We start from the raw sequence: 16,343 nt of genomic DNA, 5'->3' as shown, positions 1-16,343 counted from the left end.
TATACATTTGTATACAGAAAGGGAGAGGTAAGATGAGAGACCAATATGGCAAAAGATATCGCCGGGATGAAAGACCTTTCGCCCATGAACACCACCGGGAAGAACATTATCATAGAGGCGGTGGCCACAAGCGGAAAGACCATCCGCGCGGCGCTAAAACATTCCGTCGGGGAAGAGCGATTGAATTTTTAGACAGACTAAATGTAAAACGTGCCACCTTAAAACAACAATTAGAAACACCCGAGCTGCAAACCATTAACCCGATTTTGGTTGGAGAACTAAAAGCAATTGAAACGATTATGAATGAGTTTACTCAGTTGTTTGAAATCCACGAAGATGAAATTAAGCGGCATAATGCTCCAGTAAACGGGAAGGAAGCATTCGAAAAAGACCCGGCTGAAGAGGAATAACGGGAATGGCGGATCTTTTACGTTCTAAAGGTGTAGCTAATCCAACATAAGAGTAGGTAAAAAAGAGAGTGGGGGATAAAACGATGTTCGTTCAATTAAGAAAAATGACGGTAACAGAAGACAATGCTGAGCAGGTGGTGAATCGGTTCAGTAAACCAGGGATTCTTGAACAGCAGGAAGGATTTGTGGACCTTAAGGTGCTGGTGAAACAGGTAAGACGCGGTGAAGAAGAAGTGATCGTCTTAGTGACCTGGGAATCAGAAGCCCACTGGAAACAATGGGAGAAAAGTGATGCACATATTGCCGGCCATAAAGCAAAGCTGAATCAGCCAAAACCGGAATATATCATTCATACAGAAGTTGGAAAATATGAAGTAAAAGCCGTTAAAAGGGCAGAAGCTTCTGTATAAGCTCAAAGCAAGTCATTGCATCATGACGGGAAAGGAGTAAAATTCCATGAATCAAGTAAACAGCTATATCGATTCTGTATTTTATACGGCGGACGCTCTTTTAGAAGAAGTCGTTTCGTCCATAAAAGAAAACGGAATGCCTTCTATATCAGTATCTCCTTCTTCTGGAAAACTGCTGACCATGCTTGTATCGATCTCGGGTGCTAAAAAAGTGCTGGAAATAGGCGCACTTGGCGGCTACAGCGGTATTTGCCTGGCGAGAGGATTTGGGAAAGAAGGAGCGCTAACGTCTCTTGAATTAGAAGAGAGATACGCAGAGTTAGCACACAGTAATGTAGTCAAAGCAGGCTTTGGTAACCAGGTTTCCTACATGACGGGAGCAGCTCTGCAAAGTCTTGAAGAACTGGCTGACGAAAACAAGCAATTTGATTTTTTCTTTATTGATGCAGATAAAGCAAATTATGAACATTACTTGGAATACTGTATTCGACTGGCAAAACCGGGTGCCTTAATCATCGCGGATAACGTACTTGCGAAAGGCAGTGTAGTGGAACTGGATGTAACCCCTAAACGTTATACGGAAGCCATGAAGAAATTTAATGAATTGGCAGCGAATCATCCGCAATTGGAATCCGTGCTTATGCCAATCGGTGACGGCATGACACTTTCGAGAGTCAAGAAATAAGGAAGTATGAGCCTGACGCTAATGAGCATTGATCATATACCCGTTTTATTTCATAAAAAATTCGCCTAAAAACACAAATACAGCGAGTATTTGTGTTTTTTTATATGTATCGTTGTGGCTCGATGAATGTAGATTATATAGATATTTGCTGTAAGAAGATTTTCAGAAAGAATAATATTTTTTTAAAAGTTTTTGCTTGTTTTTTGTTTTCACTAAACTTTCACTCTGGAAGAGTAAAGTAGCATTTGTACCAGGGAGGTACATACAAATCGAAACGAAACTATTCAGGAGGAATTTAATCATGAAAACAAAAAACAAATTATTTGGACTAGCAATGGCAGGTATTATTGGATTGGGCTCTTTAGGTACGGCTTCTGCTTATGCGGCTACAGATACAACAACGGGCACAGCAGCTGTTCAAGAAGAAAAAGCGCAAAATGTAAAAGCAACATTAGATGCGGCTTCTCAAGAAAAAGTGCAGGCGATCATAGATAAGTTGACAACCGGGTTACAGGATCTTGGTGTTACTTTGCCGGAAAAAGGGAACAAAGCAGACTTGTTTGCGGATCTAGATGCGGATACAAAAGCGAAAGCAGAAGCCATTATGGATAAAATGAAAGCCGGCACGATCACGTTTGAAGAAGCACAGAGTGGACTGAAAGAGCTTGGCGTGACGCTTCCAGACAGGGCGGACAAAGGCAATAGAGGCGGCAAGGGCGAACTGTTTGCGAATCTAGATGCGGATACAAAAGCGAAAGCAGAAGCGATTATGGAAAAAGCAAAAGCGGGTACGATTACCTTTGAAGAAGCACAGACTCAATTAAAAGAACTGGGAGTAACACTTCCAGACAAAGGCGATAAAGCTGGTATGTTCGCAGACCTAGATGCCGACACGAAAGCAAAAGCAGAAGCGATTATGGATAAAGTGAAAGCCGGCACACTTACATTTGAAGAAGCGCAAACTCAGCTGAAAGAGCTTGGCGTGACACTTCCAGAAAAAGACGGTGACAAAGCAGCAGACTTGTTAGCAAGCCTGGATGCCGATACAAAAGCGAAAGCACAGAAGCTGATTGACCAGGCAGAAGAACAGCTGGCGGAGTATGGCATTGATCATCTTCCTCTGCATGGGCTAAATAAACCAGCAAAAGCAGAATAATTCACTATTTTTGATTCACTTTACTGTCACCATACAGATACAAAAGACGCCGTAACGTCACGGCGTCTTTTATTATGAAAAAACGAGTGTGGGGAAACAATATCCTCTACATTTTTATTTTAGCCATAATTGTTCCTTTTACGTCTAATAACAAAGCTTTCATAAACATTCTTTTCTCCAAAATGTAGATTGTTTGAATAGGAATACAAAAACACGTTATGTATTATTAGCAGCCACTAACGATGGACTTGCAGTATAGAATAACTTTCAAGGTGAGAAACTGATTCTACGTTTAGTCAAAAAGAGAGGAAGAAAACAATGAATGAAATTTTTTGGCCTGAGGGCTACCTGCCAGGAATGACTGACAACTTTGTTTCTAATGAAATCATCATAGCTGATCTACCCGCTGCCCAGGTTTGGAAATACCTCCATGATACATCAAAATGGGAGTCATACTACAGCAATGTTGCGGATATCCGTTTTCACAATGCTACAGGACCTGAATTAAGTGAAGGTGCGCACTTTCGATTCACCACCCTTGGCTTTCCTATAGAGGCAGAGGTCGTAGAGTACGAGCCGCCTGCTGATGGCATGCCGGCACGACTAGCCTGGCGCGGCTGGGAGGAAGGCTCAGAAGAAGACGATGCTTTGCACATTTATCACGCATGGCTGCTAGAAGATCTGCCAGGAGGACGTGTACGCATTCTCACTCAGGAAACACAAAATGGGAAAGCAGCGAAAGAGATGGCCCTAACAAAGCCAGACCCCATGCTTAACGGCCACCAGGAATGGATTGACGGTTTAGCCGAAGCCGCTTCACAGCAGAAACGTTTTTAAAACTTTAACTAGGTTTCCGAAAAGAATTCTCCCACTTCAATTATGAAAAGGGCAAAGTCCGGTGATAAGTGGGAGATGAGTGTTCGGTTGGCGAAAGCCAAAACAATTTAAGTTATCTGAAAATTCAGTTAGAAACTAGACAGCAACAAGCATTCAGTTTTTCTGTTGCACTACCATCTTGTATTGGTAGTCAAATATCGCAAGCAAGTATTTGATGATGACGTATCCGATTATGCCAAAGATATTTTTGAGAGAATCGGACGGTCATACAACATTACGATTGAAGAATGGAATCACGACAAAGACCATGTACATGTCATGTTCAAAACACACCCTAAAAGTGAATTGTCGAAATTTCTAAATGCGTATAAAAGCGTCAGTTCCCGACTGATAAAACGAGACTTTTCCCTTGTCCGAAAAAAGCTTTGGAAGGAAATGTTCTGGGCAAGAAGTTTCTGCTTGATGACAACAGGCGGCGCTTCCATAGAAACAATCAAGCAGTATATTGAAAAGCAAGGCAGAAAGCAGGTGTAAGAGATGTTAAAAGCATATAAATACCGCCTCTATCCGAACAAGGAACAGCGTATATTCTTTGCGAAACTTATTATTTGCGGACCAATCAGGGTTAGATAGGGAAAAAGTGTTGGATATGATCTCCTTTTCAGCAATGAATACGGCTTTGTTCCAAGCAAAAAAAGAGATGTACCGTAAAGAGGAATTTCCTTCTGCTTTTATGTTAGAACTGATGGCGAAAGATTTGGGCTTAATAAAAGCAGAGGTAGACCGTCTGGAAACCACATTGCCGCTTACTGAAATAACAAACACGGCCTACCGTTCCGCAAAAGAAAATGGAAAAGCAAAGTTTGATATGGCAGCCGTTTATTTAGAGTTGAAAGATAAAAATAAGAAATAAAGCAGTATAGCATGAAGGCATTGCCCCGGTCGAAGTAATAGACCTGAATCAAGGTATATGGCGTGATCATGTAACACAGCTTGGCAAGCTGCCTGGACGTGAAAGCGAAGCAGGACACCTTTATTCAGAAATATGATCAAAAGGCACAGCAACGGCAATCCGTATTAACACTAAAGAATGCGTGTTTTTACAACGGCGGCTCGCCCACCTACGACCGATTTTGTTTGATGACCTTGGCTTAATGCCTGCTAGAGGAATTATTAAACCTGATCTGAATGGACCATGAAGTTATTTCTCAGGAAGTGCTGCCGGACTGCGAAGCAGATATAATGCTTGTCGTTATGGCTGCAGAAGATGACGCCCACCAATCATTTAAAGGCATTCAAAAAGTGCCATCTAGAAGGGACTAAAAGGAGCAGATTTTTGTGATTAGGGAACAGCCATGACTGGATCGCTCTGCGGCCAGGGTTAAAATGGCATTGGATAAAGCGAAATTTCTTTTATCAAAGAACAAAAAACGGAAACCTGCTGTTTAGCGGGTTTCCGTTTTTTGTTACCAGTCCTTCTACAGTAGTCTAATGTCTGGCTTGAGTATGCTTATTCAGGATCACATAAGATACAGGGGTGTAGAGGAGAAGTAGGGATTGTCCGCCTATAAAAAAACTATTGGCATCTTAAAATCAGTAGTAGATTGTTTGCTTTTTTACAATTTAACTATCTCATCATCTGTTATAAAAAATTCGTGGCACTGCATAAGAGCGTGCTTAAAGCTTCGGTTATTCTGTCTGTATTATACGCACATACTGATGTAATATCATTTAAAATAATTAATTTATCTACATTTTGTTCATATTTTTCGATTTCGCGAAACGCATCTTGAAGGTCTCTCTATTCCATATATACCCATGTTCGAACAGAATTCTGTCTCTCCAGGTGAGGCTGTAAAGGTTTCATAAAATGATCCAATACAACGGCAGGATTAAATGTTCCTTTCGAAAAATAAAAATCAAAATTATTGGCGCGATGAATACGGGACAGTTACTCTGCAGGCAAGATCGGTTTCAGCTTTTGCAGAAGAAGGGAAAGAAATTTTTAATTTTCTACCATTATGTTCGTTATGTATGATTGAATGCAGGCATACCATTCATTATGTTGTATTGAGAATTCTTCTTAATGAATATAGAAAACGCTATCATCATTAAAATACGCCAAAATTACCAGTTGAGCTGTATGCGAACCGAACTTAACAGTCGGCCGGATCTATATGAAAGCTACACATCAAACTAAGACATGAATATGCTGAGTAATAAGGTACTTGAAGTCTCGAATGTGGAAAGAGGGATAGAATGATTCAATTATCAGGAGCACGCTTTCAACAAAGCGATCGGTGGCCGTCTGGCAGCATAGAAAAAAAGATTATTCAGCGGATGATGGAAGGGGCAGCTGTGTACACCTTTCAATCCATGGATGAACTGTTGTTCGAGCTAGCACTGCGAAAACATATTATCTTAAGTGCAAAAGCCATGAATGAAAGTGATGCAGCGTTTGCTGTGTTCGCCGACTCCCGCTGTAATCCCCGGTATTGGGAATTGACCAGTGTCGGTGGATTTTCCTTGCGGCAAGGCGTAAGCCCATCAGATGCCATTGAAGATATTTACTTGAACAGCTCACGCTACGCATTTGAATGCGCCACAGCTATGGTCATTATTTATTACCATGCGGTTTTAAAGCTTATGGGTGAATCGGTCTTTAATCAATTTTTTCGAAACATCCTTTTATACAGTTGGCATGCTGATTCCGATCTCAGCATCAAACCGTATTACACGGATCATTTTCTGCCTGGAGATATTGTGTATTTCGACAATCCGGACTTTAACCCGCAAACTCCTCAATGGAGAGGAGAAAACGCTGTCGTTCTAGAAAATAAAACGTATTTTGGGCATGGATTGGGGATACAAACAGCTCAACAAATCATCCGTCATCTGAATCGGAGCAGAATACCGGAGGCAAATGAATCAGCTTATCTGGCTAATTTAGTTGTACGGCCATCTTTTAAACAATTAGCGCGGCTTTCAAGGCTGCGTCCGGCATATTCGGTTTATAAATATCATCCGGTCATTCGACAGGCGAAAAATTCTGTGTCGATTGATCAATATATATTCCGTGTATAAGGAAGATAGGAGTGTGCCTCACCCGTATTGTTGTGTGCAGTTACATTTGTTATAGTGTTGCAAAGCTTAAACTGTTTTAGCAAATCTGCAGGCCTGGTGCCTGCTTTTTTCATTGGAGAAGGGGCATAACTTCTTTGAAGGCCGTTTTAAACCTCTTATTAACAGAAGCAGACGGGCTGTCTGAACAAGATTCAAAAATGAGAATGTAAAAAATGTATAGAGCTGCTAGGAAAAGGAGCAGCTTTTTCACGCGCTAGAAAAATCGTAATATATTTCCAAGGGAGGGAAGGTAGCTAGAGTAAAATCAAGTACTGTACAGTAGTAAAAGAGGAGTAAAATGTAGTCTATAGGAGCTTTCAGTTCCATAGTGATACGGAGAACCAGGACGAAAAAAACAAGCAGTATGGCTAAAGATGTTTAAAAAAACCATTTGATATACGGCTGCCATTGCTCATGGTACTATGAATAGGTTATTTTTAATGTACAAGCAGTAAAATAATAAAAATACAGTAATTACTTACTTAAACGGGCAGATGTGGTTTGACAGCACGTTGAAAGGGTGGACAGATGAATAAAGAGTTAGACGATGGTTTTGTGGCTGCTTTGATGACGGCTCTTCAAAACGAAAGAGTGATGAATAAAATAAAAGAAATAGCAGCAGCTGATCTGCTTAGTCAAATGAGGGAACCCCGGGAGCTGCTGAAAGAAAAAGAAAAAGAAATTGCCAGGCTCCAACAAGAGATTGAGGCTCAAAAAGAAAAAATCAATGAATACCAAATTAAGATTCACTACCTCAGCCAGGAAGTGGACGTCTATTATAGTGAACTGCAAAAGAGAAGAGCAGACTACCGGGAAGCAGAAGAGCTGTATTCGGCTATACAAAAGTTGTCAGAAAACACCCGAAACACCTTGAAAGGAATTTTTAAAGGTAACACTGTACAGGAATTTATCGTTTGTGGTGTACAGTATGAAAACATTTTATCTCTGTGGGAGTTTATTAAAAACGAGGTAATACAAGGGAGGGAGCAGGAAAGAGAAACGCTGGCTGCGCTGTTTCAGTTCTTTTTTCATGAATACAGTAAAATATATGATACTCCTTTATATAAACTACAGGAAGTAAAAGTGAATGAGGTCTTTAGAGAAGACCTGTACATAAGAACCCTTGATAGCAATATATCCGGTAGCATTACTGAAATCCTACTGCCAGGATATATAAGCATTAATGGTAAAATTGTTAAAAAATCAATTGTGAGAGTATAACAGGCAAAAAAAGAGATAAATAGCAAAGGAGAAAAGCATATGACATCGATTACGATTCCAGAGCTTGGAGAAGATATTGAAAAAATTCTGCTGGTAGAGTGGTATAAACAGCCGGGAGACTACGTTACAGTAGGTGATGCCCTGGCTAAATTCAGCAGTGAGGACATTGAATTTGATCTTTTTTCTGAAACAGAAGGCACGCTTAAAGAACGACTTGTAGCGGAAAATACGTGGGTGAAGATTGGGGAGCTGATTTGTGATATGGAGTCTGGCGATGCATACCCAGCCGAATCCGTCGCAGAAGCGGAAAAACAAGAACCCGTTGAAGAAGAAGAACCTGCTGAAAGCGTAACGAAGGTGGATCCAAAACAGGTTGAAGATCGTTCTATTCATTTAATACAAGAAAATAACAAACAGGATTTGCTTTCACCTGATGTGCAAACGATTCCGGTCACATCTATTTCCATGACATACAATGAAGTAAAATCTTTAATTAGCCATTTATATCAGAAGGCAGAGGCCGACTTTTTTAAAGAAGACGCCGACTTTTTTCAAGAGATGAAAAGAATGCTCCGCTCCAAATGGGTTTATATGAACAATACAAACGTATTGTATGATCACAGCATTGCTGCTTTATTGCCTTATCGAAAACACTACAAATTAGCAGATGAAGATTTTGATTATAAGAAGCACCTGGACGTGTCAGGCTTTAAAGGGGATGCCATGACTAGGGAAGAAGCGGCTGCCAGCTTTAGCACAACCGATCATCCAGTCTTTAAAAAAATACTTGCGTTAGAAGATACATCAACCAGCAAAAACCCGCCTGTTTCAAGGATATTTGCCAATACACAGGCCCATTCTTCTAAACTAATCGCGTTTAAACTAACTGAATACGATCTGCAAGGTTTTGATGTTCTCAACCAAAAAATTGATTTACAGGGGAAAGGTTTCTTCGTCCCTATTTTCCGTTTAAATGGAGAGAACTCGCTTGAAACCAGCGACCATACGGCGATTCATTTGTGGCTGGAAAACGGATTGGTGCCAAGTGGGTTAAGTGTGGAACGCGAAAAAGAATACGAGTATCTGCTGGCATTGTATCAATTAAAGAATTTAGATCATGAAAATTTTCAAAACGAATTGCCGGCCATCGCGATCGACTCCGAATCGTTTTTCGAGAAACTTTTAAACTCTGAAAAAGTAAGGGCAGACATCGATACATACGATGAAAAGATGTTAACGGACCCTAACCGAGGTCACTGGGATTTATGGCCGGTTCTCAATGAAGAAAAACCGTTAACGATTAAGCTGAGAGATGAAATCATGGCCAGAAACCCTAAAATGGACATTCGAGAAGACGGCATAGTAGGCATTGATTTTGGCACGAAAAGCACAGTGGTTGTACACCAGGAAAAAAGTGATTTCACGCTTCCGATGCGGGTAGGCGTAGGCTACTTTAACACGGAGGTACAGGACTGGCATTATGAAAATCCCACGGTCATTGAATTTATTGATTTAAAACAGTTCATCGAGCTTTATCAAGAAAAAGAAGGAAGACCGGATACAAAGTGGCAGGATGTAACAGTTTCACACACAGCTTTTAATAGCTTGATGAATGGAAAAAGTGATCATTATTATTCGATCTTAAATAATTTAAAGGCATGGGCTGGAGAAAAGAAAAACCACCTTCGTATAAAAGATAAAAGGGGCTATGACATCGTTCTTCGTTCCTTTTTAGATTTAACAGAGCAGGAAATTAACCCAATTGAATTGTATGCCTACTATCTGGGTTTATATATAAACAATCAGCATAACGGTATTTACCTGGACTACACCTTATCCTTCCCGGTTACTTACGAAAAAGCGGTAAGAGAAAAAATCCTTCAGAGCTTTGAGCGCGGGCTCAAAAAGACGCTTCCTGTTTCAATTCAGCAGGATGCAGAACTGATGAGAAAATTCCGCGTCACAGGCGGTGCAAGTGAACCAGCTGCTTATGCTATTTGTGCCCTGCAGGAATATGGCTTTGAGCCGGAGGGAGAGGAAAAAACATATTATGGCGTATTTGATTTTGGTGGAGGAACGACAGATTTTGACTATGGCATTTGGCGTGAAGCAGGTCCGAAAGAAAGCCGGTATGACTATGTGATTGAACATTTTTCAGCAGGGGGAGACCGCTATTTAGGCGGAGAGAACCTGCTGGAGTTTCTGGCGTTCCAGGTGTTTAAAAACAACCAGAAAACCATGCGCGAATTAAATATTTCTTTTACGCTTCCAGCAGAAGGGATGAAATTTCCCGGCAGTGAGACACTGATTAATGAGTCACAAGAATCCTACTTAAACACAAAACAATTAGTGGAAAAATTAAGACCTCTCTGGGAAAAGCATGAACAGTATGAAGAACAGTTTGAAAAAGGAATGATCCGCGCAGACCTGTTTGACAAAACAGGTCAGGCCAAGCTCAATGTTGAACTGTTGATTGATCAAAATGAGCTGGAGCAACTGATTGAAGAAAGAATTGAAAAGGGTATTAAAAACTTCTTTGAGTCTTTACGGCGTGCTTTTGGCCGGTCAGAAACCAGCAGCATGAACAAAGTGAACATCCTGCTTGCAGGTAATTCGTGCAAATCTCCAGTTGTGATAAAGCTCTTTAATAAATGGATTGAAAAAGAAGGACAGCATATTCAAAACGGAGAAGAAGGATCCGGTCGCCTCTTTGAGATTTTTCCGCCCCTAGGGACAGAGGCAGCTTATGTAAAACAAGAAGAACGAAATAGAGCGGTTGATCGAAATGTATTAACAGCACCTACAGGCAAAACGGGCGTTGCTTTTGGATTGGTACAAAGCAGAAAAGGCGGAAGTATCAAAGTGATTAACCGTAATATGATCAATGATGAGTCGAAGTTTAAATACTTTTTGGGCAGAGGAAAAAAAGGAAAATTCAAAACCATCATTGATCAAGAAGAACCGTATAATACATGGCACTTATTCATTGATGCCTCGGAAGAAGATTTTGAAATTTATTACACAAGCCTGCCGGAAGCCAGCACCAACCAGCTTGATATTAAGCAGGTTCAGCGGAAAAAATTTCGCATCGACCATGTAGATGATGGAGCATTCGTGTACATTCGAACAATAAGCCCGACTATTCTTGAATATGTGGTCGCCCATGAAGAATCAATTGGAAATGACGTTTATCTAAGTGATATTACCAAAATGGAGTTAAGCTGATCGCTTCATCGGTATTGGACATAAGTCAGAAGAAAGAGTTCAGCGACGTTTTTATGACTTCACCGCACCGTCCAGCCAATATGTATATCCGGATCGGCTGAATGGGCAAATTTGGGGGATCATGGGGGTGCAAAGCGTTTTCTCGCTTTTTTAGAAAAAGAACTGATGCCGTATGTACAAGAGCATTATTCAGCCGACCATACAAAAAGTATTCTTTTTGGCCATTCACTGGGGGGGTATTTTGTTCCCTGGACACTTTGCATAAAGCCATCGGCATTTAGATATTACATCGCGTCCAGTCCGTCTATCTGGTGGAATAATCATGAGCTGTTTCGTTATGTGGCTGCTTTTTTAAAGCAGAATACAGGGGGAGCGATACCGAGCCTGTTTATGAGCGTCGGCGAAAAAGAAACGTTTATGGTGGATGACGCTTTAAAATTAAAAAACCAACTAGAATAAAAGAATGTTTCCTTTTATGTTGCGCCCGAGGAAAATCATGCTTCAGTCGTTCCTTCTGCTATGAGCCGTGCATTTCGATTTTTGCATATTGAAAAGTAACAAAGCAGGAGATCCAAAAGCTAAAAAATACGCGGTCGTAAAAAAGCGGTAAAGCCCAACATGCTTGATTGGAATTTTGAAAAAAAGCATCCAGCGTATGGATGCTTTTTTTAATGATTAAATTCTCTTTTGTATATTGACTGTAACGCTCGCTCCATCTGCAGATTGAGTTTCATAACGGCCGGTATAGTATGAAATCGATTTTGCCGACACAGATCTGGGCAAAAGGTTCGAAAATAGATTAAAACATTCATTAACAGCGTCCTTATTAACAAAGTTTACCGGTGCGGCTGTTGTAGATATCTTTTGCTCTGCGTCTTTCAATGAGTTACATTCTACATTTAAAAAGGAATAAACACACAAGGTAAGGAAGAGGGAAATTGCTTAACAAGTATGTATACAAAATATCTCTTTTTGCAGAAAAAGGATTATTTTGTATGCCGGTTGGCTACCCCATATGCAGCAATTGAATCCGGCTTGATTTTTGGCTCGAGCCCCGCAGACTGCATTCTAGAAACCATTTCTTTTATAAAAATTCTCGTTTTATTTTGCTGTTCTGATCCAATATCAATATGCCCTTCTATCGTGAAAGACGAACCTTTATAAATGTAAGGCAGGACCATATCAATCATCTGCATTTTATGTTCCTCAGTAAATAAGCTGGCGATTTCTTCTGTAAGCGATGTTTCCGTAGAGATTTTTTCATATAGATTTTCATATCTTCTTGGATAGCGGATTTTTCGCAAAAAAGCCCATGCTCCTTTTCCTTTTCGATGAATGATAATGACCGTGGCAAAAACAGTTTCGCTTCCATGAACCTGTGAATCAGAACCGATCATAAGCCGATATTTTCCGGTAGGGTCCTGGCTCATAAACCAGAGAATTTGATGAAATACATCTTCAAAGGTAAGTCCTTTTTGATTGATCGTCCTGAATCGTACATCTGGTTCATGGAAAGAAGGAAGAGAATGATTCATATCATAACAGCTCCTCTTTATATATAGTATATGCGAATGCAGTAGGGACCGGTTCATAATGGTTGTCCTGTTTTTAATGATTGAAGCTTGGGTTTTATAAAAGGCTTTTGTAATGCTTATGCAGGAAACGGGTAAAAAATTATTTTTAATAAAGAGAATCAAACCAAGAAGGCCCTTTTTTCTTAAAAGAAGAAAAAAGGGGAATGCAAGCAGTTTTTTACTTTGTGTGAAAGTATTCACTTAAATTTAATTTTTTTAAAAAACACAATGTACATAACCTTGCGTCTTCTTTGTTTAAAAATGATAATCATTATCAAATAGCAAAACATCATACATATTAGCAACAGAGAGGAAGTTATTTGCCATGTTGAAGTGGATGAAAACAGGTTCTGTAAAAGGAGCCGGCCTGCTTTTAGCCATTGCTTTTCTATTAGCCTTGGGGGGCTGCAGCAGTACCCAAAAAGCAGCAGATTCCGAAAACGTCCAAGGTGCTGGCCAAACAGAAAGCGGGAATACTAAAACGATCACCCATGAGATGGGGGAAACGGAAATCGAGGGTACACCTAAGAAAGTTGTAGCGCTTGAATTATCGTTTGTAGATTCATTGAATGCACTTGGCATAGAGGCCGCTGGGATCGCAGACGATGAAAAGAAAGAAATGATTGCAAAGCTTGTTGGGAAAGAGACAGACTATACATCTGTAGGAACACGTGAGCAGCCGAACCTGGAAGTGATCAGCTCTCTTCAGCCGGATTTGATTATTGCAGATGCAGAACGTCATAAAAATGTATATGAAGACTTGCAGAAAATTGCTCCAACGATTGTCCTGAAAAGCCGTGAATCCACATACCAGGAAAACCTGGGTGCCTTTAATACGATTGCCCAGGCGGTCGGAAAAGAAGAGGAAGCCAAAACAAGACTGGCTGAACATGAAAAAACGATTGAAGAAACAAAAGCAAAGCTGAAAGCAGATCCAAACGTGACGATTTTGCCTGCTGTTGTTCGTGATACATCATTCCAGGCACATACCTCTTCTTCTTATGACGGTGAACTTCTTGAACACCTTGGGTTCAAAAATGCGATCCAGCAGGAAGAACCTTATGCTGAAATGAATTTAGAGCAGCTTGTAGAAATTGATCCGGATATTTTACTTTTAGCGAATAATGATGGCAAGCTCATTACGGATGAATGGAAAAACAATCCGCTCTGGAAAAACTTAAAAGCAGTTAAAAACGGACAAGTGTATGACGTGGACCGTGACTTGTGGACAAGGTTCCGCGGAGTTGTCTCTGCTGAAGCGATTGGTGCGAATATGCTGGAAATGCTTGGTGAAAACAAATAAAACAAAAAAGGAAGTAAGGAAACGTCTCCTTGCTTCCTTTTCTGTTTAAATCTTGTCAGGAAGTGTTGGAAAAGAAATGAACAGAGCATCAAAACAAAAAGTAACGATTTATCTTACTGCTTTCATTGGAATCATTTTATTATTAATAGGCGTCGTTCTTAGCATTTCAGTAGGCGCTGCCGATATAAAAGCGCAGACTGTTCTTCATTCTTTTATCGATTGGGATGAATCAAAAGAACAGGTGATTATTCGGACGCTGCGCCTGCCGCGGGCGGTAATCGGCGTACTCGTGGGAGCCAGTCTCGCTGTTGCTGGAGCCCTTATGCAGGCGATTACGAAAAATGCACTGGCTTCTCCGCAAGTGTTTGGTGTAAATGCCGGAGCATCCTTGTTTGTTGTTTCGTCACTTGTTCTTTTTCCAGGTCTTTCTTCTGCTTCTCTCGTATATGCGGCGTTTTTAGGAGCAGCCCTGGGAGGCGTAATTGTATACTCTTTCGCTTCAGGCGGCGGAATGACACCGGTCAAACTCGCACTAGCCGGAATGGCCGTTCACTTTTTTCTGTCTTCTTTAACACAGGGAGTCGTTCTTTTTAGTGATCAGGGTAAGGATGCTCTCTATTGGATGGTCGGCGCGATAAACGGAAAAAGCTGGACGCATGTAGAATTGATGCTTCCATGGTCGCTTGGCGGATTGATTTTAGCTGCCGCGCTTTCCAGGTCGATCTCTGTTCTTGTGCTAGGAGAAAGCCTGGCACAGGGCCTAGGACAAAAAGTGACACAAATTCGAATTCTGGCCGGACTGCTGGTGATTGTGCTGGCAGGAGCGTCTGTTGCAGTGGCAGGGCCAGTCGGCTTTGTCGGCTTGATTGTCCCTCACATTGTTAAAAAACTTGTTGGCGGGGATTATCGAAGAATTATTCCGTTTTCGGCTTTGTTTGGCGCACTTCTTGTTGTATATGCGGATATTCTTTCCCGCTTTATTGCGTATCCGTTTGAATCACCAGTTGGAATTGTGACCGCCTTGATCGGAGCTCCGTTCTTTCTGTATTTAGCCAAGCAGGGAAGGGGCATTAAACAATGAGAATAACCGAACAAACAACATTGAATAAAAAAAGACGCCCTTTGGTACTGCTTTTTATTTTGACATTATTGCTGCTGCTTTTATCAGCTGTCAGTCTTGGAGTAGGGGCTGTTTATATTTCACCGCTGGATATTATAACGGATTTAATGGGAACCGGCGCTTCCAGTCATGCCTTTATTATTCAGGAGTACCGCCTGCCTCGGCTCTATATTGCCATGATCGCCGGAGCAGGTCTGGCGACGGCCGGTGCCGTTCTGCAGGGAATTTTGCGAAACCCGCTTGCGTCCCCGGACGTCATTGGTGTCACAAAAGGAGCAGGCCTGGCCGCAGTGATCGTGATTGTCCTGTTTCCAGATTCACCTGTTTTTTGGCTGCCCGTTTCGGCTTTTCTCGGAGCGGCGGCTGCCGCAGCTGCTTTAATGCTGTTTGCGCATAAAAATGGTGTGAAGCCAGCTACATTGGCGCTCATCGGGATTGCGCTCGGTGCCATTTTTCAGGCGGGTATTGAATATTTTATGATTAAATTTCCTGATGACGTAAACAGCACCCTTCTCTGGCTGGCAGGAAGCTTATGGGGAAGAGGGTGGGAGCAGGTTTGGATGCTGCTTCCAAGCGTGCCGTTTGCGATAGCACTCTGGCTGCTGTCTGCAAAACTGGATATACTAAACCTCGGCGATGACCTGGCAATAGGCCTGGGGCAAAAAACAAAGCAGCTGCGATATGTACTGCTCACCCTATCCGTTATCATTATCGGAATGTGTGTGGCAGCTATTGGATCAATCGGATTTATTGGATTGATCGCGCCTCACGTAGCAAGAAAACTCACCGGGTCCCGGCATAAATTTTTGCTGCCGGTTTCTGCTTTAATAGGAGCCCTGTTTTTGCTTGCAGCAGACAGTTTAGGAAGAGGCTTATTTCCTCCCATTGAAATACCGGCCGGCATTGTAACAGCTGTGATCGGCGCTCCTTATTTTCTTTATTTGCTGCGGCGTGAAGGGAAGAAGGCGTAAGAAAATCCTCGAAAGTAAAACGTCCAGAGCCCATTTACGCCTGGGTGATTGAGTGATAAAAAAGAAATATATGTAAAAAAGGGTCCTAAACAAACAGATATCTGTTTGTTTAGGGCTCTTTTTTTAGATATATATCTTTAAAAGAACCATACCTGCCTGAAACACATAGACCCCTCACTAGTTGTTGCATTTATCATAAATTACATTTTCCATAATATATCCATTAAATACAAATATTTGATTAATTTAATAAAACAGTTCCCAGTTCCTATAAAAACCAGGTTTACTCTGGAATAGGAAAGGTATGT

At 41.3% G+C, this 16,343-nt stretch carries 16 protein-coding genes and 1 pseudogene; 16 read left to right on the top strand and 1 reads right to left on the bottom strand.

Features of this window, described 5'->3' with window-relative positions; genetic code table 11:
• The first annotated feature begins 32 nt into the window (after positions 1-32).
• From VP97_RS19745 to VP97_RS19695, 13 genes and pseudogenes are all read left to right on the top strand, one after another.
• On the top strand, positions 33-410 hold the full coding sequence (locus VP97_RS19745) for a hypothetical protein (protein ID WP_050183877.1): 378 nt from the start codon (positions 33-35) through the stop codon (positions 408-410).
• Between the two features lie 83 nt (positions 411-493).
• Positions 494-820 (top strand): antibiotic biosynthesis monooxygenase family protein, encoded by a 327-nt coding sequence (locus tag VP97_RS19740; protein WP_050183876.1) that lies wholly within the window; start codon positions 494-496, stop codon positions 818-820.
• Positions 821-866: 46 nt separating this feature from the next.
• Positions 867-1,505, top strand: coding sequence for an O-methyltransferase (locus tag VP97_RS19735; RefSeq protein WP_050183875.1), 639 nt, complete (start codon positions 867-869; stop codon positions 1,503-1,505).
• A gap of 301 nt (positions 1,506-1,806) precedes the next feature.
• Positions 1,807-2,661, top strand: a complete 855-nt coding sequence (locus VP97_RS19730) for a hypothetical protein (RefSeq protein ID WP_050183874.1) — start codon at positions 1,807-1,809, stop codon at positions 2,659-2,661.
• A gap of 318 nt (positions 2,662-2,979) precedes the next feature.
• Positions 2,980-3,498: an SRPBCC domain-containing protein gene (locus VP97_RS19725; protein WP_050183873.1), complete on the top strand. Its 519-nt coding sequence runs from the start codon at positions 2,980-2,982 to the stop codon at positions 3,496-3,498.
• 132 nt (positions 3,499-3,630) lie between these two features.
• Positions 3,631-4,032: pseudogene (tnpA, locus tag VP97_RS19720) on the top strand (IS200/IS605 family transposase); the annotation flags it as partial.
• A gap of 3 nt (positions 4,033-4,035) precedes the next feature.
• Positions 4,036-4,131 carry a helix-turn-helix domain-containing protein gene (locus tag VP97_RS24980; protein ID WP_425388502.1) on the top strand — a complete coding sequence of 32 codons (96 nt, stop codon included), beginning with the start codon at positions 4,036-4,038 and terminating at the stop codon, positions 4,129-4,131.
• The gene (locus VP97_RS19715) at positions 4,091-4,411 is read left to right on the top strand and encodes an NAD-binding protein (RefSeq protein WP_172656817.1); all 321 of its coding nucleotides are present in this window, start codon (positions 4,091-4,093) and stop codon (positions 4,409-4,411) included. The genes VP97_RS24980 and VP97_RS19715 overlap by 41 nt, the downstream gene beginning before the upstream one ends.
• Positions 4,412-4,686: 275 nt before the next feature.
• The gene (locus VP97_RS24805) at positions 4,687-4,821 is read left to right on the top strand and encodes a hypothetical protein (protein ID WP_281175124.1); all 135 of its coding nucleotides are present in this window, start codon (positions 4,687-4,689) and stop codon (positions 4,819-4,821) included.
• Between the two features lie 936 nt (positions 4,822-5,757).
• Positions 5,758-6,582 carry a protein-glutamine gamma-glutamyltransferase gene (locus VP97_RS19710; protein WP_050183870.1) on the top strand — a complete coding sequence of 275 codons (825 nt, stop codon included), beginning with the start codon at positions 5,758-5,760 and terminating at the stop codon, positions 6,580-6,582.
• Positions 6,583-7,149: 567 nt separating this feature from the next.
• The gene (locus VP97_RS19705; protein ID WP_050183869.1) at positions 7,150-7,842 is read left to right on the top strand and encodes a hypothetical protein; all 693 of its coding nucleotides are present in this window, start codon (positions 7,150-7,152) and stop codon (positions 7,840-7,842) included.
• 39 nt (positions 7,843-7,881) lie between these two features.
• Positions 7,882-11,067 (top strand): biotin/lipoyl-containing protein, encoded by a 3,186-nt coding sequence (locus VP97_RS19700; RefSeq protein WP_050183868.1) that lies wholly within the window; start codon positions 7,882-7,884, stop codon positions 11,065-11,067.
• 111 nt (positions 11,068-11,178) lie between these two features.
• Positions 11,179-11,526 (top strand): alpha/beta hydrolase, encoded by a 348-nt coding sequence (locus VP97_RS19695; RefSeq protein ID WP_050183867.1) that lies wholly within the window; start codon positions 11,179-11,181, stop codon positions 11,524-11,526.
• A gap of 527 nt (positions 11,527-12,053) precedes the next feature.
• Here VP97_RS19695 and VP97_RS19690 read toward each other — a convergent pair.
• Positions 12,054-12,602, bottom strand: a complete 549-nt coding sequence (locus VP97_RS19690) for a ribonuclease H-like YkuK family protein (protein ID WP_050183866.1) — start codon at positions 12,600-12,602, stop codon at positions 12,054-12,056.
• A gap of 364 nt (positions 12,603-12,966) precedes the next feature.
• On the opposite strand from VP97_RS19690, the gene VP97_RS19685 reads away from it, so the two are divergent.
• The 3 genes from VP97_RS19685 (at position 12,967) to VP97_RS19675 (ending at position 16,035) form a co-directional block, all read left to right on the top strand.
• Positions 12,967-13,944: an ABC transporter substrate-binding protein gene (locus VP97_RS19685; protein ID WP_281175123.1), complete on the top strand. Its 978-nt coding sequence runs from the start codon at positions 12,967-12,969 to the stop codon at positions 13,942-13,944.
• A gap of 76 nt (positions 13,945-14,020) precedes the next feature.
• On the top strand, positions 14,021-15,025 hold the full coding sequence (locus VP97_RS19680; protein ID WP_050183865.1) for a FecCD family ABC transporter permease: 1,005 nt from the start codon (positions 14,021-14,023) through the stop codon (positions 15,023-15,025).
• Positions 15,022-16,035, top strand: coding sequence for a FecCD family ABC transporter permease (locus VP97_RS19675; RefSeq protein ID WP_050183864.1), 1,014 nt, complete (start codon positions 15,022-15,024; stop codon positions 16,033-16,035). The genes VP97_RS19680 and VP97_RS19675 overlap by 4 nt, the downstream gene beginning before the upstream one ends.
• Positions 16,036-16,343: the final 308 nt, after the last annotated feature.

Source organism: Domibacillus robiginosus (genome assembly GCF_000966195.1).
GTDB lineage: Bacteria > Bacillota > Bacilli > Bacillales > Domibacillaceae > Domibacillus > Domibacillus robiginosus.
This window is presented reverse-complemented; position numbering and strand designations above follow the sequence as displayed.